The sequence below is a fragment of the Sphingomonas sp. PR090111-T3T-6A genome, from assembly GCF_000383095.1.
Lineage (GTDB): Bacteria > Pseudomonadota > Alphaproteobacteria > Sphingomonadales > Sphingomonadaceae > Solisphingomonas.
Genome location: NZ_AORL01000019.1, coordinates 245058 through 265413, shown reverse-complemented (window position 1 = coordinate 265413; position 20356 = coordinate 245058). Strand labels below are relative to the sequence as shown.

At 65.2% G+C, this 20356-nt stretch carries 14 protein-coding genes; 6 read left to right on the top strand and 8 right to left on the bottom strand.

Features of this window, described 5'->3' with window-relative positions; genetic code table 11:
• Nucleotides 1–43: 43 nt before the first annotated feature.
• The 4 genes from ST3T6A_RS0110035 to ST3T6A_RS0110020 all read right to left on the bottom strand — a co-directional run bounded on the left by ST3T6A_RS0110035 (nt 44) and on the right by ST3T6A_RS0110020 (nt 6297).
• The gene (locus ST3T6A_RS0110035) at nt 44–1981 is read right to left on the bottom strand and encodes an ATP-binding protein (protein ID WP_019832785.1); all 1938 of its coding nucleotides are present in this window, start codon (nt 1979–1981) and stop codon (nt 44–46) included.
• A gap of 38 nt (nt 1982–2019) precedes the next feature.
• Nucleotides 2020–3501 (bottom strand): ATPase domain-containing protein, encoded by a 1482-nt coding sequence (locus tag ST3T6A_RS0110030; protein WP_019832784.1) that lies wholly within the window; start codon nt 3499–3501, stop codon nt 2020–2022.
• 251 nt (nt 3502–3752) lie between these two features.
• Complete coding sequence (locus tag ST3T6A_RS0110025; RefSeq protein ID WP_019832783.1) at nt 3753–5360, bottom strand: L-lactate permease; 1608 nt, start codon at nt 5358–5360, stop codon at nt 3753–3755.
• Between the two features lie 148 nt (nt 5361–5508).
• The gene (locus ST3T6A_RS0110020; protein WP_019832782.1) at nt 5509–6297 is read right to left on the bottom strand and encodes an FCD domain-containing protein; all 789 of its coding nucleotides are present in this window, start codon (nt 6295–6297) and stop codon (nt 5509–5511) included.
• Nucleotides 6298–6489: 192 nt separating this feature from the next.
• Here ST3T6A_RS0110020 and ST3T6A_RS0110015 point away from each other — a divergent pair, with 192 nt between their 5' ends.
• The 5 genes from ST3T6A_RS0110015 to ST3T6A_RS0109995 all read left to right on the top strand — a co-directional run bounded on the left by ST3T6A_RS0110015 (nt 6490) and on the right by ST3T6A_RS0109995 (nt 14590).
• A complete protein-coding gene (locus tag ST3T6A_RS0110015; RefSeq protein WP_019832781.1) occupies nt 6490–9279 on the top strand; it encodes a TonB-dependent receptor domain-containing protein in 2790 nt (929 codons plus the stop codon).
• Nucleotides 9280–9308: 29 nt separating this feature from the next.
• Nucleotides 9309–11546, top strand: coding sequence for an alpha-amylase family protein (locus ST3T6A_RS0110010; RefSeq protein WP_019832780.1), 2238 nt, complete (start codon nt 9309–9311; stop codon nt 11544–11546).
• A gap of 66 nt (nt 11547–11612) precedes the next feature.
• Nucleotides 11613–12905 carry a glycerate kinase type-2 family protein gene (locus tag ST3T6A_RS0110005; RefSeq protein WP_026359586.1) on the top strand — a complete coding sequence of 431 codons (1293 nt, stop codon included), beginning with the start codon at nt 11613–11615 and terminating at the stop codon, nt 12903–12905.
• Complete coding sequence (gene otnI / locus ST3T6A_RS0110000) at nt 12902–13684, top strand: 2-oxo-tetronate isomerase (RefSeq protein ID WP_019832778.1); 783 nt, start codon at nt 12902–12904, stop codon at nt 13682–13684. Before ST3T6A_RS0110005 ends, otnI begins: the two co-directional genes overlap by 4 nt.
• 18 nt (nt 13685–13702) lie before the next feature.
• Nucleotides 13703–14590: a 2-hydroxy-3-oxopropionate reductase gene (locus ST3T6A_RS0109995; protein ID WP_019832777.1), complete on the top strand. Its 888-nt coding sequence runs from the start codon at nt 13703–13705 to the stop codon at nt 14588–14590.
• A gap of 77 nt (nt 14591–14667) precedes the next feature.
• Here ST3T6A_RS0109995 and ST3T6A_RS0109990 read toward each other — a convergent pair whose 3' ends face one another.
• Complete coding sequence (locus ST3T6A_RS0109990) at nt 14668–15543, bottom strand: LysR substrate-binding domain-containing protein (protein ID WP_019832776.1); 876 nt, start codon at nt 15541–15543, stop codon at nt 14668–14670.
• Between the two features lie 86 nt (nt 15544–15629).
• Between ST3T6A_RS0109990 and ST3T6A_RS0109985 the strand changes: the two genes are divergently transcribed.
• Complete coding sequence (locus tag ST3T6A_RS0109985; RefSeq protein ID WP_019832775.1) at nt 15630–17168, top strand: MFS transporter; 1539 nt, start codon at nt 15630–15632, stop codon at nt 17166–17168.
• Nucleotides 17169–17178: 10 nt separating this feature from the next.
• On the opposite strand, the gene ST3T6A_RS0109980 is transcribed toward ST3T6A_RS0109985, so the two are convergent.
• From ST3T6A_RS0109980 to ST3T6A_RS0109970, 3 genes are all read right to left on the bottom strand, one after another.
• A complete protein-coding gene (locus tag ST3T6A_RS0109980) occupies nt 17179–17481 on the bottom strand; it encodes a hypothetical protein (protein WP_019832774.1) in 303 nt (100 codons plus the stop codon).
• 104 nt (nt 17482–17585) lie between these two features.
• Nucleotides 17586–18962, bottom strand: coding sequence for a glycoside hydrolase family 28 protein (locus ST3T6A_RS0109975; RefSeq protein WP_019832773.1), 1377 nt, complete (start codon nt 18960–18962; stop codon nt 17586–17588).
• The gene (locus tag ST3T6A_RS0109970; RefSeq protein ID WP_019832772.1) at nt 18959–20107 is read right to left on the bottom strand and encodes a PKD domain-containing protein; all 1149 of its coding nucleotides are present in this window, start codon (nt 20105–20107) and stop codon (nt 18959–18961) included. The genes ST3T6A_RS0109975 and ST3T6A_RS0109970 overlap by 4 nt, the downstream gene beginning before the upstream one ends.
• Between the last annotated feature and the right edge of the window lie 249 nt (nt 20108–20356).

Below are 20356 nucleotides of genomic sequence, written 5' to 3'. Positions count from 1 at the left end.
ACGTTTGTATCGCGGTAGTTCCCCCGAGCCCGATCATACGAAGCTAGCCAGAAGCGACGATCCTGCTCAGAACCGCTGCGAGTTCCTCCTGACGGAACGGCTTGGTGATCCGCAGCAGATCGGGCGCGATATCCGCGGCGTCGGCATAACCGGAGATGATCAGCGCAGGCGCTTCGAGCCTTCGGAGCTGCAATGTGCGCACCAGGTCGACGCCCGAAAGCCCCGGCATCAGATGATCGGTCACGAGCACATCGAACGGCTGCCCTTGATCGACGAGCGCCAGAGCCTCCTCGGCCGAGCCCGCTTCGACCACCGCATAGCCGATCTCACTCAGCATATGCGCGGTGCTGGCCCGGACCAGCTCTTCGTCGTCGACCAGCAGGGCAACCCCCTCCTGATGCTCCGCCGTCGACGGCATGTTCCTTTCGTCCCGCCTGACCGGCTGTCTTGCGAGCGGGAGCCAGAGATCGATGTTCGTGCCATAGTCCGGCTTGCTGGAGATCGTCAGTGCTCCGTTGAGCTGCAAGGCGAGCCCATGTGCCATCGACAGGCCGAGCCCCGTGCCCTTGCCGACGCCTTTGGTTGAAAAGAAGGGCTCGATCGCCCGGGCCAGCGTCTCCTCGTCCATGCCCGTACCCGTGTCGGCCACCGAGAGCCGGATGTAGCGCCCGGCCGGCAATCGGCTCTGGTGGGTTGGCTCCAGACACTCCTCGGACGCCGTGATCCGCAACGTGCCGCCTTCCGGCATGGCGTCGCGCGCATTCACGCTGAGATTCAGGATCGCCATTTCGAGTTGATTGGCGTCCGCATGGGCGGGAGGCAGATCGTCCGGGGCGGAGGTCATGACCCTGATCTGCGGGCCCGTGGTTGTGGCGACGAGATCGGCCATGCCCTTCACCAGACTCGCGACGTCGACCGCGGTCGGCTGGAGTGGTTGACGCCGGGCGAAGGCCAACAGCCGCTGGACCAGCACCTTGGCGCGCTCGGCGGACCGGATCGCTCCGTCGATGAGCCGACGCTGCCGGTCGGTGCCGAGGCAGCTCCGCTGGAGTATGTCGAGCCCGCCGACGATCGGGGTGAGCAGATTGTTGAAGTCATGGGCGACGCCGCCGGTGAGCTGGCCCATGGCCTCCAGCTTTTGCGCCTGACGGAGAGCCTCTTCCGCCTGGCGGCGCTCGGTGATGTCGGCCGCCTCCGGAACGATGGATATGACACTGCCGTCCGGCCCCCGCACGGGACGCATGCCGAAATCGAATATGCGTAGCCCCGTAGGGAGCGGGACGGTGGCTTCCTGACGGATGGTCTCGCCAGCCGCGACTCTTGCGACGGCCCGCCGCATCGCCTGCTTCATTCCGGCCGCGCCGGTCAGCCAGGGCGTTTCCCAGAAATATCTGCCGACCACGTCGACCAGCGTCGCGCCGATGCCTTCCAGGGCCGTCCTGTTCGCATCGAGCACCGTTCCGTCGGGCGCGAGAAGGCCCTGATATTGGTAGTTGGTTTCGAAGATCGCCCGGAGCCGCGCCTCGCTGCGGCGCAGATCCGCCGTGCGCTGCTCGACCTGCCGTTCGAGGGAGCCCGCGAGAGCATGAAGCTCCTGCAATCGCGCACGCGCCTCATATTGGCGACGGCGGCCTCGCAGCGCCGATTGGGCCAGGCTGATCAGGGTCGTCGGATGGAAGGGCCGCTCGAGAAAGGCGACATTGCTCAGGACCTCGAGCTGGCGCCTCGCCTCGGGATTGCGCTCGAGGCCGCCACCGCGCCGGGTGAGCAGGATGAAGGGAAAGTCCGACCATTCGGGCTGGCTGTCGATCCAGGCGCGCAGATGATGGAGATCGGCGCTCTCCAGCGCTTCCGACGTGGCCAGCCCGAAGCCGGCCCCGCGTTCCATGCCTTCGACAAGCGCCTCGACGGTAGCGCACTGGACCGCGTTGATCGCGGCTTCGGCGAGAATGCCCATCGCGATGCCCGCATCGCGTCCCATCGGGGCAAGGACGAGTGCCCGCTCGGAGAATGCGGGGATCAACGCGGGTCCTCGAGCAGCTTCGGAACGTCGCCGACCAGCGCGGGCACGCCGCGCAGCACGCCCTGGAATGCGGTGAGCGGCTCGCCGAGGATGATCCCCTCCGAGCCGATGCGATATTCGCGGATCGTGTCCTCATGAGAACCGGTGCGCTTCTTCACGATCGATATCGCCCGGCGTACCCGCCCCTGGGCCTCGAAATAGCGCAGCAGGATCACGGTATCGGCGAGATAGGTGACATCGACCGGTGACTTCATATCGCCGAAAAGGCCGTGCTGGGCGACGGTCAGGAAGGTCGTGGCACCCTGCCGGTTCAGATATTGGAGAAGCTCGTGCATGTGGAGCACCAGCGCATTCTCCTGGGGCATCGCCGTCTGGTATCCATTGAGGCTGTCGATCACCACCGTCTGCGCGTTCCGCTGCTCGACGGAGCGCCGCACCCGTTCGGACAGTTCGCCCGGCGACAATTGGGCGGCGTCCACCTGCTCGATCACCAGCATCCCGGCATCCACCATCGCCTGCATGTCGATGCCGAGCCCGCGCGCGCGATTGATGAGAAGGTCCAGCTCCTCGTCGAACACGAACATCGCCGCTGTTTCGCCCTTCGCCACCGCCGCCGCCACGAACGTGAGCGCCAGCAACGATTTGCCTGTCCCCGCAGGTCCAAGAATGAGGACGCTGGAGCCACGGTCGACCCCTCCGCCGAGCAGGGCGTCGAGTGCGGGAATGGCCGTCGAGATAGGATGGCGCTCAAAGCCCGTCTCGTGCTCCGCGGCGATCAGGCGGGGGAAAGCATGGACGCCGCCGGTCTCGATCACGAAATCGTGATAGCCGCCGCGATATTTGCGCCCGCGATATTTGGTGATACGCAGCCGGCGCCGCTCGGCACCGTAATCGCGGGACAATTCCTCCAGCATGAGGACGCCATGCGCGATGCTGTGCACGGTCTTGTCGGCATGGTCGGTGGTGAGGTCGTCGAGCAGAAGCACGGTCGCGCCACGTCCTGCGAAATAATGCTTGAGCGCCAGAATCTGGCGTCGATAACGCAAGGAGCCCTGCGCAAGCAGCCGGATCTCCGACAGGCTGTCGAGCACGACGCGCCTCGGCGCTATCCGCTCGAACGCCTCGAAGATGCGCCTGGTCGTCTCGCCGAGTTCCAGATCGGAGGAATAGAGCAGGCTCTGCTGCTGCCCTTCGTCGAGAATGCTCTCCGGCGGCGCCAGCTCGTAGAGGTCGACTCCTTCCAGCGACCAGCCATGCGACCGCGCGCTGGCCCGCAACTCGTCTTCCGTCTCCGACAGCGTGATATAGAGCCCGGTCTCCCCGGCTTCCGCGCCCGCCAACAGAAACTGGAGCGCGATCGTCGTCTTGCCGGTGCCGGGATGGCCTTCGAGAAGAAAGACGCGGCCATTCTCGAAGCCGCCGGTCATGATATCGTCGAGCCCCGCCACACCGGTGCCGACCGCTTCTCCTCCCGCCATCCTCGTCTCCATCCCGGAATGGAGCGGATGGTCTCAGCCTCACCGGACGATATGCTTCGCTCCCGGAACACCAACTCGCCGTGGCATTCGTCGTTCCCAAGCGGCGCGCGGCTTGCGGCTTTCCTCGATCACAACAGCCAGAACCGGCATGGACATCCGATGCCTCCGATCGCGCGGCCCCTGCATTTCTCTGCGCATGACCAAGCCACACCGATGATTCCGCCTCCGCCCGCCATCCATAAGCGGCTCTGTCACGGGTGGGGGATGATCGCGGGGAACAGATATTGCTGGAGCAGCACCAGCAGACCCAGCAGCAATGTCAGTGCAATGCTGTGCTTGAAGGTCCGCGCCAGGACTTCCCCTTCCCTGCCGCTCAGATCGGTGACGACGGTTCCCGTACAGATATTCTGCGGCGAGACCATCTTGCCCATCACGCCGCCGGAGGAGTTGGTCGCCGCCATGAGGATCGGACTGAGGTCGAGCTGCCGCGCGGCAACCACCTGCAAATTGCCGAACAAGGCGTTGCCGGAGGTGTCGCTGCCCGACAGGAACACCGCCAGCCACCCCAGAAAAGCCGAAACCAGCGGGAACAGCGCCCCCACCGACGCGATCCCCACGCCCAGCGTGTAGGCCATGCCCGAATAGTTCATAAGATAGGCGAGTCCGACGATCAGCATGGTGGTGATGGCCGGCAGCCTCACCTGTCGGAACGACCGTAACATCGCCTGCCCGAACTCCGCCGCGCCCAGCCCGACCAGAAGACAGGTGATGGCCGAGGCAAGCAATATGGCGGTGCCCGCGGCGAGCGGCTGGAAGGACCAGACCGCGGCATAGGGCTTTCCATAAGTGGTGATGAACACCGCGTTGTGTAGCCCAGGCCATTCCACCTGCACCTGCCCCAGGAGCGGCAGCTTCAGATGGAGCCAGACGATGACGGTGACGGACAATACCAACCAGGGCGTCCAGCCCCGCCACGTCCCCACCCCGTTCGCCCGGGTTGCAACCGTCTGGGGAGGAATGGCGAGCGCGAAAGCCGGATCGGGAGTCATCCGCCATATCCGCACGAACCCCAGCGTGACGGCCAGCGAGATCAGGGAGGACAGCACGTCGGTCAGGGCATAGCCGAGATAGTTGGCGGACAGGAACTGGGCGATGCCGAACGATCCTCCTGCCACCAGCAGCACCGGCCACACACCGCGCAGCGCGCGTAGCCCCCCATAAGCGACGATCACATAGAAGGGCAGAAGCAGCGCAATGACGGGCAGTTGTCGACCGATCATCGCCCCCAGCATCTGGTCCGGAAGCTGGGTGACGGCCGCGAGCGTCGTCACCGGTGCGCCCAGCGCGCCGAAGGCAACGGGCGCCGTGTTGAAGATGAGCGTGAAGACCAGAGCCTCGATCGCCGGAAAGCCGAGTCCGATCAGCAGGGCGCTGGTAATCGCTATCGGCGTGCCGAAACCGGCCACCCCTTCCAGAAGGCAGCCGAAGGAGAAACCGATCACCACCAGGACGACGCGGCGGTCATTGGGGAGATGCACGACCAGCCAGTTCCTGAATGCATCGAAGCATCCGGATTTCACGGCCACATTGTAGAGCACCAGCGCGTTGAAGACGATCCACATGACAGGCCACAGGGCGAACGTGGCGCCGGCTGCGATGCTGTCCAGTCCGAGACGGAGGGGCAGTTTCCAGACCGTCACCGCCAGCACCAGCGCCACGATCAATCCTCCGGCCGAAGCCTGCCAGGCCGGCCGCCGCAGGACACCCAACAATATGAGCACGATCGCGATAGGAACCGCAGCCACCAGAAAAGAGAGCGCAAGGCTGCCGCTGACGGGTTCGACGAGTTGATGAAACATTCGGCACCTCCCCGGTGCACAGCCCGCGCATGCCGACTGCGGTCATTTTTTCTTACCAATCGATATTCTGGACCGCCGGTCCAATCAACCGGTAAAATTCGCGGACCTTATGAGAACCGGGGAAAGAGGCCTCCGATCGGCGCCGGGATCAGGCTTTTCGGGCCTTTCTGGTTCGCGGAGCCACCAGATCGTTGCGGGCCAGTCGCCGAATCGAAGCCTCACGACGGCGCTCCGCCTCATGGATGGCGCGCTGCGTCCGTATCGTGGAGATCATGTGCGCCTGTGCAGCGGCGCGCGCAGCCTCCGGGTCGCGCGCCATGATCGCATCGAAGATCGCGCGATGCTCTGCGATTTGGGAATCGCCCTCCGTGCGGTGCTCGAACAGATTCTTGCGGTTGAGATAGACGTTCGACCGCAACAGGCTCTCGAGGCTCCGCATGAAGTGGAGCATCATCAGATTGTGACTCGCCTCGTAGATGGCGAAGTGAAACTCGGCGTCGGCCCGCGCGATCTCGTCGACATCATGCTTCTCATGCGCGGCGATCATCGACTCGTACCGCTCCACGATCGTATCGCGGTCAATTTCCGATGCTCTTTCAGCAGCATAGGCGGCGGCGGCGGCCTCGACCACCAGGCGAAACTCCATACAGTCGAGCCGCGCTTCCGGATCGTCCATCAGCAGCACCAGCGGGTCGCGAAGCGACTTGCCGATCGATTCGCTGACATAGGAGGCGCCGCTGGCGTCCGTCGTCAGCATCCCGAGGCCGACGAGCTTGTCGAGGGCATCGCGCAGCGAAGGGCGCGAGACGTCGAGCTTCGCGGACAGCTCCCGCTCCGACAGTAAGCGCTCGCCCGGCTGGAGGGCGCCCTCCAGGATCAGTTGCTGGATATGCTCGGCAATTGCATCCGCCAGCTTGGCCGGCCTGATCGACGACATGTCTTCTCGAACCTCATGTTTTCCCACGCATCAGCATCTCTCATTTCGCTGAAACCCGGTCAATCTCGGTCATCATTTTTGCCCATTGCGACTCTCGGTCATAAATGTTAGCCAATCGTCGAAAGCCAAAAATGTGAGCCGGTGCTCGGCAGCACTCGGGGAGCGGTACGTCGTACTGCAAAGGGGAGAGAGATGGAGAAGGCCCATCGTTTGGCCGGGCTTCTGGCCGGCATCAGCATCGTCGCGTTCACCACACCCGCCATGGCCCAGATCACGGCTGCAGCAGGCGCTTCACCTCCGCCGCCGGCCCTGGTTCAAGCCGCCCCGGCAGGCGGCGGTCAACCGGCCAGCCAGGAGATCGTCATCACCGGCAGCCGGATCGCCCGATCGCCGTTCGAGACGCCGACGCCCGTCACCGCGATCAGCCAGAAGCAGCTTGAGGCCAAGGCCGCGCCGACGGTGATCGACCTGCTGCGCGACCTGCCTTCCCTGCGGCCCAACCGGAACAATGGCTCGGCGACGGACGTCGGCACCGCGACCTTCGATCTCCGCTCGCTCGGCGCGACCCGCACGCTGGTGCTGATCGACGGCCAGAGGGTGATGAATTCGAGCCCGACGGGCGGCTTCGACGTCAACCTGCTGCCGGCGCCGCTGATTCAGCGCATGGAGATCGTGACCGGCGGCGCGTCCTCGGTCTATGGCTCCAACGCGGTCAGCGGCGTGGTCAACGTCTTCCTGGACGGCAATCTCACCGGCCTGAAGGTAGACGGTCAGAACAACATCTCGCAGCACGGCGATGCGCAGAACTATACCGTCAACGCCGCCTGGGGAACGCGTTTCGCCGGCGACAAAGGCCACTTCGTGATTGCCGGCTCTTATTTCGATCAACCGGACATTCTTTATCAGGGCAACCGGGCCTGGGGGTCCAAAGGCATCACGCTGATCCCGAACTCTGCCTACACGCCCACCAACGGCCAATTTCGCCAGCTGATCGTGCCGGATGTCCGGTTGTCGTCGATGACCTATGGCGGCGTCATCACCAGCAACGGCCCGCTCAAGAACATCCAGTTCGGCGTCAACGGCGCGCAGAGCCAGTTCGTCCAGGGCACCAACGCCAGCTCCGTGTGGATGCAGGGCGGCGAAGGGCTGGAGCTGCAACCGGATTTCGCCGTGCTCCAGCCCTCCACCCAGCGGATCAACGGCTATTCGCGGGCGACCTATGATTTCTCGCCCGCCCTGCAAGGCCATCTGGACGTGCTGGCGGCCCGCACCAAGCAACACCAGACCAACAACTATAATTACAACAACGGCGACATCGTCATCCAGCAGGACAATGCCTTCCTGCCCGCCAATATCCGCGACATCATGGTCGCCAACAATATCAAATCGTTCAACATGGGCCGGCTCAATCAGGAAACCGGCATAGACGACAACACGACGACCGACACCTACATCCGCACATCCGGCGGATTGAAGGGCGGGCTGTTCGGCGACTGGTCGTGGGATGGAAACGTCAATTACACCTGGGCCAAATATAGCAATGTCAGCCTCAACAACCGCATCAACGCCAATTGGACGAACGCGCTCGACTCGGTGATCGGTCCGGGCGGGACGCCGATCTGCCGGTCGACGCTGACCAATCCGAACAATGGCTGCGTGGCGGCCAACCCCTTCGGCCTGAACAGCGTCTCGCCTGAGGCGGCCGCCTATGTCACCGGCACCTCGTTCATCCGCGCGATCTCGACGCAGATCGACGGCAACCTGAACGCCAAGGGCAATCTCTTCGAGACCTGGGCCGGCCCCGTGGCAACAGCCGTGGGCGCCGAGGCCCGGCGGGAGACGGTGCACCTCAACTCGGACCCGATTTCCGCCATCAACGGTTGGCGGCAGGCGAGTTCCGCGCCCTATCACGGGGCCGTCACTGTCAAGGAAGTCTATCTCGAGATGGGCGTTCCGCTGCTCAGGGACCTGCCGTTCGCCAAGAAGGTCCAGCTCGATCTGGCCGGCCGTTATGTGGACTACAGCACCAGCGGCAGCACAGGGGTGTGGAAGGTCGGCGGCACCTGGGCCGTGAATGACTCGATCCGCTTCCGCAGCAGTTATTCACGCGATTTCCGCGCACCGACGATCAACGAACTGTTCGCCGCCACCACCATCCGACAGGGCACGGCCGTCATCGACCGAACCAACAACCAGTCCGTCGTCGTAGCGACCAGTTCGGGCGGCAACCGGGACCTGAAGCCGGAGGTGGCGCACACCTTCACCGTCGGCGTGGTGCTCCAGCCGAGCTTCATTCCCAACTTCCAGGCGTCCGTCGATTATTTCGACATCAAGCTGGATGGCGCGATCACCACGCTGGGAGCGCAGGAAGTGCTCGATCGTTGCGCGGCCGGTGCATCGGAATTCTGCTCGGCGGTCACGCGCAACGGGGCGGGCACGATCACGCAGGTGCAGACGACCACCTTCAACGCGCAGGTTCTCAAGACCCGCGGCCTCGATATGGCGGCGTCCTATCATATCCCGCTCGACGGGATCGGCGCGGATCTGAGCCTCTCGGAGGTCGCGACCTATGTCGCCCACCTCATCACCGTCTCGAACGGCGTCACCGTCGACACGGCCGGCCAGCTGACCGGCACCAATGCCGTGCCCAAGTGGCGTTCGGCCACCACCCTGATCTTCGAGAAGGGTCCGGCGCTCTTCCGCATCCTGGGCAACTATGTGGGCGGCGGCAATTACGACAATACTTATGGTCCGCTCGATCTCAACAAGGATCACTACAAGGGCATTTTCTACGTCGACCTGTCGGCGGAGTACCGCATCAACGAGCATTTCCAGATCTACGCCAAGATCGAAAACCTGTTCGACAAGGACCCGCCCTTGCTGGCCGAGAACACCATCGTCCGTGCCGGCGCCGCATCGGCATCGAGCTTCTACGATCTCGTCGGCCGCGATTTCGGCGTCGGCGCGCGGATCCGCTGGTGATGCGCGAACAGCAGGGGAGGACAGAGGGCATGACCGAGAACCACATGGCGCCGAGCCGGCGTGAGATGATGGCGGGCATGGCGGCGGCCGGCCTCGCCGCCGGGCTGCCGCTGACGGCGGCGGGTGCCGCGGCCAGGACCGCGCCGCCATCGGGCAAGGGCTGGGAATGGGGCCCGATGCGCTGGGTGCAGATCTGCGCGACGGAGGATGATCCGGCCCGCTACGACAAGCAGTTCTGGATCGATTTCCTGCGCCGCACGCGGACGCAGGGGGTGTGCCTCAGCGCCGGCGGCGTGACCGCCTTCTATCCGACCAAGGTGCCCTATCATCATCGCAGCCCCTATCTCGGCTCGGGCGACATGTTCGGCGACCTCGCTCGTTCCTGTAAGGAAATGGGCATCCGGGTGCTGGGGCGCGTCGATCCGCACGCCATGCGGGCCGATGCGCTGGCCGCTCACCCGGAATGGGTGGCGCGCAGCGCCGACGGCCAGCCCAAGCGACACCCGACCGACCCGGAGCTTTACCTCACCTGTCCCAACGGCCCGGTGACGTTCGAATGGATGCCGCAGATCCTGAAGGAGATCGTCAGCACCTATCCGGTCGATGCGATCTTCGGCAATCGCTGGGCGGGCAGCGCCGGCATCTGCCACTGCGACGTCTGCAAGGCGGATTTCAGGCGCGCCAGCGGCTTCGACATCCCGCGCTCGCTCGCCGACCCGCAGGATAGGGTGGTGCGCGCCTATCTCGTCTGGGACGACGAGAAACGCTACGCGCAGCTCAAGCTCTGGGGCGATACGGTCAGCGCGGTCAATCCGCAGGCCTTCTTCACGCCGGGAAGCTGGGGCCGGCTGGACCCCAAGCGGCTGCGCCAGACGATCCGCTCCATCTATGCCGATCGGCAGGGGCGCAGCGGGCAGAACGCCGCGTGGCTCAACGGGCGCAGCGCCAAGGAAACCTACTGCCTGATGCAGGACAGGCCGATGAGCGGCATCTTCGCGGTGGGCGAGACGTCCACGCCCTATCGCTGGATGGATTCGGTGCAGTCCAACCCGGAGATCAGCGCCTATCTGCACGACGGGCTGGCGCAGGGCTTCCGCCCCTGGATGACCAAGTTCAAGGCGGAGGTGTTCGACAAGCGCTGGGTGCCGGCGGTCGAGAAGGCCTATGTCTGGCACGCGGAGAATGAGGATTATTTCCGCAACACGGAGAATCTGGCGCGCGTCGCCATGCTCCAGTCGGCGCAGACCTCCACCTATTATCGCGCGAACGCTCCGGCCGACACGGGCGGCGCCGGCCCGCAGGACGTCCAGTCCCTGCACACCGGCGCGGACGATGCGGCGAACGGCTATTATCAGGCGCTGGTCGAATCCCGCATTCCCTTCAGCTTCGCCGACGAGCGGCAGCTCGAACCCGAATATATCGGCCGCTACAAGGTGCTGGTGCTGGCCAACATCGCCGCGCTTTCCGACAAGCAGTGCGCGCAGATCCGCGATTATGTGAACCGCGGCGGCGCGATCGTCGCGACCGACGAAACCTCGCTTTACGACGAGTGGGGCAAGCGTCGCACGAACTTCGCCCTCGCCGATCTGTTCGGCTGCGACTTCGCGGGCAAGGTCGATCCGCGCGTGCAGAACTCCTACATGACGGTGCACGGACCCGGCCCGATGACGATCGGCTTCGACGACACGCCGCGCATCATGGCGGGCACGCGCCTCGTCTCGGTCACGCCGCACGCCGGACTGGGCAAGCCGGCATTGACGCTGGTGCCGAGCTATCCCGACCTGCCCATGGAGAATGTCTTCCCCACCATCGCGCAGACCGACATACCGATGGTCTATGCCAGACCCTTTGGTAAGGGCCGGGTCGTCTATTTCCCGTTCGATCTCGACCGGACCTTCTGGGAATGCGCCAACCAGGATCATTTCGCGCTGCTGCGCAACGCTGTGCTGTGGGCCGCGAACGAGCCGCAACCAATGACCGTCTCCGGCGCGGGCATGGTCGACATCAGTTACTGGCGGCAGGAAAAATCCGTGGCGGCGCATCTGGTGAACCTCACCAATCCCATGGCGATGAAAGGCTTCATGCGGGAAATTCTGCCTGCCGGTCCGTTCGAGGTGGCGCTGCAACTGCCGCCTGGTGCCAGTCCGAAGCGCGTTCGCCTGCTGGAAGCCGGCCGCGACGTCGAGGCACGGCGCGACGGCGACCGCATCGTGGTGCAAGTGCCACGACTGGAGATGCATGAGGTCGTCGCTGTCGACTTTGCCTGATCAGAGGATCCAAGCACCCATGGAAGATCGTTGCCTTCGGCCCCCGCCGCATCCGTCGGCCTCGGCATGACGGCCCTCATCGACACACCCCGCGCCTGGACCGACCAACGCGCGCGCCTCGCCCTGCGGGCGATGCTCGACGCGGCGATCGCCAGCGCTGATCCGGCGCGGATTCTGGCCGCGCACCTGCCCCCGCCGCCGGAAGGGCGTTGCGTCGTCGTCGGAGCCGGCAAGGCTGCGGCGTCGATGGCGGTCGCCCTCGAGGCTGCGTGGCCCGACGTGCCGCTGTCGGGCGTCGTGGTCACGCCCTATGGCTATGGCATGCCGACCCGGCGCATCGTCGTGCGCGAGGCGGCCCACCCCGTGCCCGACGCCAACAGCGAGGCGGCCGCGCGCGAGATACTGGCCGCCGTCTCCGGCCTCACACCGAGCGACCTCGTGGTGGTGCTGATCTCGGGCGGCGGATCTTCGGTCATGGCGTTGCCGGCGGAAGGCCTGACGCTGGCGGACAAGCAGGCGGTCAATCGCGTGCTGCTATCCTCCGGCCTCGATATCCGCACGATGAACATCGTTCGCCGCCGCCTCTCCGCGATCAAGGGCGGCAAGCTGGCCGAAGCCGCCGCGCCGGCGCGCGTCGTGACCCTCGGCATCAGCGACATTCCGGGCGATGACGTGGCATCGATCGCCTCCGGTCCATCGGTTCCCGATCCCAATGCCGACGCCGATCTGGACGAGGTGGTGCGTGCGCTCGGCGACCAACTGCCGGAAGCCGCCATACATCGGCTCCTCCAGCGGCCCGTCCGGCCGCCGACTCCGGTGCGGCAGGAATTCCGCCTGATCGGCACGCCCGCCGCCGCGCTGGAAGCCGCGGCGGCGGCGGCACGAATGGAGGGAATCACGCCGATCATCCTGGGCGACGACCTGGAGGGCGAGAGCCGGCGGCTGGGCGCCGAGCTGGCGGCGAAGGCCCTGCATCCCGTCGATCGCCCGACGGTCCTGCTTTCCGGCGGGGAGACCACCGTGACGCTGGCCGGCGGGCCGACGGGACGCGGCGGACGCAATACAGAGTTGGTGCTCTCCTTCGCCTGCGCGGTGGACAGCCATCCGGGCATATGGGCCTTGTCCGCCGACACCGATGGCGAAGACGGCGCGAACGGCGGCGCGGCAGGCGCCATCACCGCGCCTGACACGTTGGCCCGCGCCTGGGCGGCCGGGCTCGATCCTTCAATTCATCTCGATCGCCACGACAGCGGCACCTTCTTCGCCGGGATCGACGACCTGCTCGTCACCGGGCCGACACGCACCAACGTGAACGATTTCCGAGCCATTCTCATCCTGCCCCAAGGAGGCAATTCATGACCCGATTGGCCGCCAATCTCACCATGCTGTTCACGCATCTGCCCTTCTTGGAGCGCATCGACGCGGCAGCAGCGGCCGGCTTCAAGGCGATCGAATGCGTCGAGCCCTATGTCGCCCCGGCGACCGAGGTGGCCGACCGCCTCGAGCGTCACGGCCTTGCCGCCGCCCTCTTCAACATGCCGCCGGGCAATTGGGCCGCGGGCGATCGGGGATATGGCGCCGATCCGGCCCGCACCGACGAGTTTCGCAACAGCATCGAGGTCGCACTGGATTATGCCCGCGCGACAGGATGCAGGACACTGCACCTGATGGCCGGCAAGATCCCCGCCGACGCCGATCGCGTCGCCTGTACGCGCACCCTGATCGACAATATCCGGCTGGCTGCCGATGCGATGTCGACGGACGACATCACGCTGGTGCTGGAGCCGATCAATACCAAGATCGACATCCCCGGCTATTTCTACGACACCACGGCCGCCGCGCTGGAGATCATCGACGCGGCGGATCGCCCGAACGTCAAGCTGCTCTACGACATCTACCACATGCAGATCATGGAGGGCGACATCGCCCGCACGATCGAGCGGCTGCTGCCCCGGATCGGCCACATCCAGCTCGCCGACAATCCAGGCCGCAACGAGCCTGGCACGGGTGAGATCAACTATCCCTGGCTGCTCGGGCGGCTGGAGGCACTGGGCTACGACGGCTGGATCGGATGCGAATATAAGCCGGCCGGCGACACCGCCGCCGGCCTCGGCTGGGCCAAGCCCTATCTCGTCTGATTGCCAGGAGCAGCGCATATGAAGATCGGATTCATCGGGGTAGGAATCATGGGCCGGCCGATGGCGGGCCACCTCCAGACTGCGGGACACGAGCTGCTGCTGGTGCAGCACCGCTCCCCCCTGCCCCCGGAATTGCTGGCAGGCGGAGCCAGAGCATGCGCCAGCGCACGCGAGGCGGCGGAAAACGCCGAGATCATCATCCTGATGCTCCCGGACACGCCGGACGTAGAGCGCACCCTGTTCGGGGAGAACGGCGTCGCGCAGGGCCTCGGCCGGGGCCAGTGCGTGGTGGACATGAGTTCGATCGACCCGATCGCTACCCGCCGCTTCGCCGAGAAGATCGAGGCGCTGGGCTGCGATTATGTCGACGCGCCCGTATCGGGCGGGGAAGTCGGCGCCAGGAACGCCGCGCTCACCATCATGTGCGGCGCCAAGCCTGAGGTCTTCGAACGCGTGCGGCCGCTGTTGGAGCGAATGGGGAAGAATATCACCCTCGTCGGCGGCGTGGGTGACGGGCAGGTCGCCAAGGTCGCCAACCAGATCATCGTCGCGCTCAATATCGAGGCGGTGGCCGAGGCGCTCACCTTCGCATCGAAGGCCGGTGCCGATCCCGCCCGGGTGCGCGAGGCGCTGATGGGCGGCTTCGCGTCGTCCCGGGTGCTGGAGGTACATGGCGAGCGCATGATCCAGCGCACCTTCGATCCGGGCTTCCGCATCGAACTGCACCAGAAGGATCTGGGGCTGGCGCTGGGCAGCGCGCGTGCGCTCGGCATGGCGCTTCCCAATACAGCGTCCGCTCAGCAGCTTTTTAGCGCCTGCGTCGCCAAGGGCGGTGCGGGCTGGGACCATTCGGCGATGGTTCGGGCGATCGAGATGCTGGCCGACCATCCGGTGAAGGACGGATAATTCCGGCGCAAGCGGGCCCGCTTCCCTGCGCCGGATATATCCGATGGTTGGCCGCTTTCCGTTCCCGCGGCCATCCATCACCGTTTCCCGTGATCGCCAAGCTGCTCCACGAACATCTCGCTGATGACTGTGCCATGGGCGCGGAAGATCGCTGCGACCTCGGAGGGGATGGGCTTGCCCGCGATATCCCGGAAGCACAGATGAGGCAGCCGGAGGACATCCCGGACGCTGCTCGGGACGATCGACAATCCGGTCCCGAGCGATACCTCGATGAGGACCGCCGACATCCGTCCCGGACGAGCGACGATGACGGGCGTGAATCCTCCCCGACGGGCGATCTCATGGGTTCCGGCAAGCTGCTCGGGCACAACCAGAGGCTCACCGGCAAGCTGGCGTGGCGACGGATTCCTTGCCTGTCGCGCCAGCGGATGATCGAGCGGAAGCGCGAGGCAAAAATGATCGTGAAGCACGGTGCGGCCGACCAGGCCCGCGGGCAAGGCCATCGGAAGACGGACGAAGCCCACATCGATCTCTCCCGCTCGGACGAGGCTCGGCAATTCTTCCATCACCAGCTCGCGCGTATGGACATCGACGTCCGGATGCGACCGCCGAAACAGCCGCACCTGCTCCTGCAGCACGCCCGAATAGGCAGCGGACCCGACATAGCCGATATCGAGGCGTCCGATCTGGCCCTGTGCGGCCCGGCGTCCGACCGTTTCCGCCCGCTCGAAGCGGGCGAGCACCGCCTGCGCCTCGCGCAGGAAGATCGCCCCGGCCTGGGTTAACGCAACCGACCGGCGCGTCCGGACGAGCAAGGGCGTGCCCAGCCGCCGCTCAATCTCCTGAATCTGCACCGTGAGCGTCGGCGGAGCGATATTCAGCCTTTCGGCCGCACGGGCGAAATGAAGCTCCTCTGCGAGCACCGTGAAATAGCGCAGATGGCGAAGCTCCATCCATCCTCTCCGTGTTAGGTTCCGTCTAATAGAAATACCAAAATGCAACAATGACGATCAAGCTAGCGAGAGGCATGGGAAGAGGCATGGACTTCCATCGAAACATGCGCCCGACCGCCAATGCGAAGGCCTCGCTCCCGGAGCTTTTGCTGCTTTTGACCGCGTCGGCGGGCTGCGCGATGACGGTCCTCGATGCCAATATCGTCGCCGTGGTGCTGCCGGCCATCGCCCGAGATCTCGGGGCCAGCTTCGCCGATATCGAATGGGTCGTCAGCGCCTATGTTCTCTGCTTCGCATCGCTGCTGCTCCCGGCAGGCGCGATTGCAGATCGTTTCGGACGGCGGCGGGTATTCCTTTTCGGCATCGCCGGCTTTGCCCTCTCCTCTCTGCTGTGCGGCATGGCGCCTTCGGCACCCCTGCTTTATCTCGCGCGCGCGTTGCAGGGGGGAGCCGCCGCCTTTTTGCTGGCGTCGGCGCTGGCGATCATCGCGCACGGCTTCCATGAGGAGGCTGCGCGCAATCGCGCCTGGGCGCTCTGGGGCGCCATTATGGGGCTGACGATGGTGCTCGCGCCGATCACCGGCGGTCTCATCGCCTATCTGCTTGGCTGGCGCTGGGCTTTCTACGTCAATGTTCCGATCTGCATCGCGCTCGGCGGTGCCGTGCGAAGATATGTGCCGGAGTCGCGGGACGAGGCCGCACGAAGCCTGGACCCGGGCGGCATTCTCTCGTTTGCCGTGGCGATGTTCGCACTCACCTGGGGCCTGATCAGCGGACCGGCGCATGGCTGGGGCTCGGCCAGATGTCTTGCCGGGCTGATCGGCGGAGCTGTCGCGCTGGTTGCGTTCGTGGCGATCGAGCGAGCCCAGGATCGGCCGATGCTGGATCTGAGGCTGTTCACCAACGGCCGGCTGATCGGGTCTGTATGGGCGATGTTCGCCTACGCGGCCTGCGCGCAGGTCATGGCAACCCTGCTCCCGCCGTTCCTCCAGAACGGCCTGGGGCTGACGGCGATCCACGCCGGCTTTGCCATGCTGCCTTTCGCTTTTGCGATGCTGATCTTTCCCCAGATCGGGCGTCTCCTTGGCCGGGGAATGACGTCGGCGGCCATCCTGGCAACCGGCCTCGCCCTGACGGGATTGGGCAACGCGCTCACGGCATGGGGCGCGATATCGGGAAGCTGGCCCATCATTCTCGTCGGCATGGCGGTGCTGGGCAGCGGCGGCGGCTTGCTCAACGGCGAAACCCAGAAGGCCATCATGAACAATCTTCCGCGCGACAGGGCGGGCATGGCATCCGGCATCAGCACGACGGCTCGCTTCTCGGGCATCCTTCTCGGTTTTGCGTTGCTGAGCAGCGTTATGGCATCCGCCGCCAGTTCGGCGATCCGGACGGGCTCGCTCACGCCCGCATCGGCGCGCGATCTGGCGGATGCCGTTGCAGCAGGCAACATCAACTCCGTCGTCGCGGGGCTATCCGGCCCTGCCGCCCGGGCCGCGCTCGCGACCGCACATCATGCCTATTCCTGGGGATTTTCCATCGCGCTGGGAGCCGCCGCGGCGATCGCCTGGCTATCATCCCTCCTTGTATACAGGCTGATCGCCGTTCGGCGTCCGGCTATATAGGCCACCGCCCCTACCGGCGCCGGACATTTTCAATCCGGCCCAGAACCGAGACTGGTCCGAAGTCCTCCCCATATCGCTCCAGCAGCCCGGACAGCCGGTCGATCCCCTGAGCGGTGGCATAGAGAATAGTCGGGCGATTGACCCCCCGGGCCGCTCGCATCATCGCGAGGTCGCCACGCTCGACCATTGCGCGCAGGTCTTGCGTGTAAGCCCGCCCGCCCGGCACATCGAGCGGAAGACCGCCTTCGCGCACGGCGAGGCGCAGATAGGCGACGATAGTCTCCAGGGCGAGACGCGGATCCCGGATCACCATGACAACCTCACGACAGAGCGGTCATATGCGGCTTTGCGCATTCGGCACGAAATCCTTTTGGGCAGCCCCTCGGGCAGCTTTATGCGACGTCTCTCTTCTACGCATTATCGATGGCTGATCACCTCCTGGCCACCATGAGCCGCCGTGCCGATGAAACCGGGCATGGCAAGCCCCGTCACATCGACCGCCTCGACCGCATGGCTGAACTCGGCCGGTGGATTGGCCTCCCATCGCAGGCGACAATGATCCAGGCTGACGCGGTCCGCATGGCGGATGTGAAAGCCCGGTGTGTCGTGCGGCTCCAAAGGCTCCGCCGCTTGCGTCGGGCGGTTGTCGAACACCCCTCCGGGATAGCGCGTCCACCGCCCCAGAGTCAGGTCCACCTGACGCAGGATGATGTCGTGCGCCCGCGCTTGCGGGCTGCCCTCGATCCGCACGCTGTTCTCGGCGCGGCCCGTGACACGCTCCACCGTCACATGATGAAGGCTACCGAGCGGTGCGTCGGGCCTGCGAGGAATAGCCGTGAAGGAGATCGCCTCGCCTCGTCCCCACCACGGCGGCGAGAAATGCCGGGCCGTGAAGCGGATGTCGCGGAAGACGATCCCATACACATTTCCGGCGTCGCGCAACTGAATGCACAGACCGCGACAGGCGTTCACGATCATGCATCGCTCGAAAACCACGTCGCGGATATCCTGCACCGTCTCCGTGCCGATCTTCAGGCCCGAGTCCTGGGTCTCCAGCACGCAGTCATGGACATGGATATTGCGTGAGGGGCCGAAATGCTCGCCGCCGCGCGTTGTCTTGATGACGATTCCGTCGTCGCCGCAGCGGATATGGCAGTTGCGGATCTCGACATCCTGGCAATGATCGGGGTCAATGCCGTCGCAGTTGGGCACGTCGAGCTGGTTGTCGATCCTCACATGGTCCACCAGCACGCGCCGGCAGCCCAACAGATGGATCGTCCACGAGGGCGCCTGGCGGATCTCAAGATCGCGGATCACGAGGTCCGCACAATCCTCGAGCACGAGCAATCGCGGACGGAACGGCTTGGGCACATACCATTCGTTCTCCGCGTCATAATGATCCATGAACTGCGGGGAGCGGCCATCGATCGTCCCGCTTCCCGAGAGGGTCAGCCGGTCCGCCCCCTTGGCATGGAGCAGGCCCGCAGTCCTGTCGGGATAATGCTCCGGGTCCGTGCTCGCGAGCAGGACGCCGTCGATGCGCAATTCGATGCCCCCCGCAAGCGCGACCGGGCCGATCACGAAACGCTGGCCGGCGGGCACCAGAACGCAGCGACCGGGCCCTGCCGCATCGATCGCTCGCTGCAAGGCGGAGGTGGCGAGCGTCACGCCATCGCCGACCGTGCCGAAATCGCGGATATCGAGGACGGGTCGCCGGGCGGCAAGAATATCGGGTGTCAGGCCACCACCGGCAGCGAGGGCACCGACGGCGAGCATCGCGCGGCGATCGATCATCGCGCCGGATCCCCTTGAAACGAGACATCCCACACCTTGGAGAGCGTCGATTGACCCTTCGGCCCGCTCACGCGCAGGGTCACGACGAATTTGCCGGCTGTGGCATAGCGGTGAACCGGATGCTGCTCGCTCGCGTGCGTGCCGTCGCCGAAATCCCAGGCCCAGGCGGTCGCGGGGCCAAGCGAGTCGTCATGGAAAGCGACCGTCCGCTGCGCTTTGTCGAGGATGGTGAACGACCAATCCGCCTTCATCGCCGGGCGCTCTTCCGGCTCCAGCGGCATCAACCGGAAGCCGCACAGTTCGGATGCCTGCCCGTACATGGTGTGATGAGGGGACAGGTTCCAGAACTGGTGGGCGCCGCCGGGTCCGTCATAGTCGATGACCGCCCAGGACATGCCGATCACCTTGTTCTCGGAAAGCTGGCTCTCGACCGAATAAGCCCCGCCCCGGGCATCCGCATGATCGAAGGGTGTGATCCAGAACTCGGCGACCAGCCGGCCGGACTGGCCCGGCCTGAAGTCATAGTGGTAGGCGATGTTGGACCAGGGCAGCCGCTTGATCCAGGCGGCCTGCGGCCCCCACGCCATCGCCCAGTCCTTGTTCAGGGCAGGCATGAAAATGTGGTAGTTCTGGGCATCGACATTCTGAAAGTCGAACCAGGCGGTCTGCTCATCGATCCCCGGTCCCGTATCCGCCGGCGCTGTGGCGTGAGGCGGCTTGAAGGGATGGAAGCGCGAAATCAGCGGCCCGCCGGAGCGATTGCCGTCGACGATCAATTCGAATGTGTCGTTGTGGAGGCCAGCTTCTCCGAAATCCCAGACATCGTCCGTCGCTTCGTAGAGGAAATAAAGCCGGTTAAGGCCCTTCACCCAGCCGACCTTGACCGCGACCTGAAGACTGCGCGGATCGGGATGGGCGCCGGATCCGTCATCGGCGGTGAGTCGATCCCCGCCGATGACATAAGCGGGCGGCACCATCGCCCAATCGCTCGCGTCGCCATCGATCCGGGGGATGGCGTTGGCGGGAAACTGGAAGACCCGATAACCCTGTGACGGACACTCCGCGGCCAGCGAGGGCGATGCCCACGCCAGGACCAGCGCCGGGACACCGACATCGCAGAACCATCTCTTCTTCGAAGGGCGCATGTCCCGGCCGAACGCTCGTCGCCAACCCTTTCCCATGTCCCTCCCTTCGATCAGTCATTCCATTTGATAGCATCATATGTCATAATGTGGCATGCTATCAAATCCTCTTCTTCTCGTGCAGGGAGCGGCATGGGAATGCCGGGATTGCCGCAGGAAGCCGGACTTGATCTGGACCCGGCTGGAGCTTCGCCATTGACGCATGGCCAGCATCAAATCTAACCTTGGTGGTGAGAGCGCTAACAATAACCG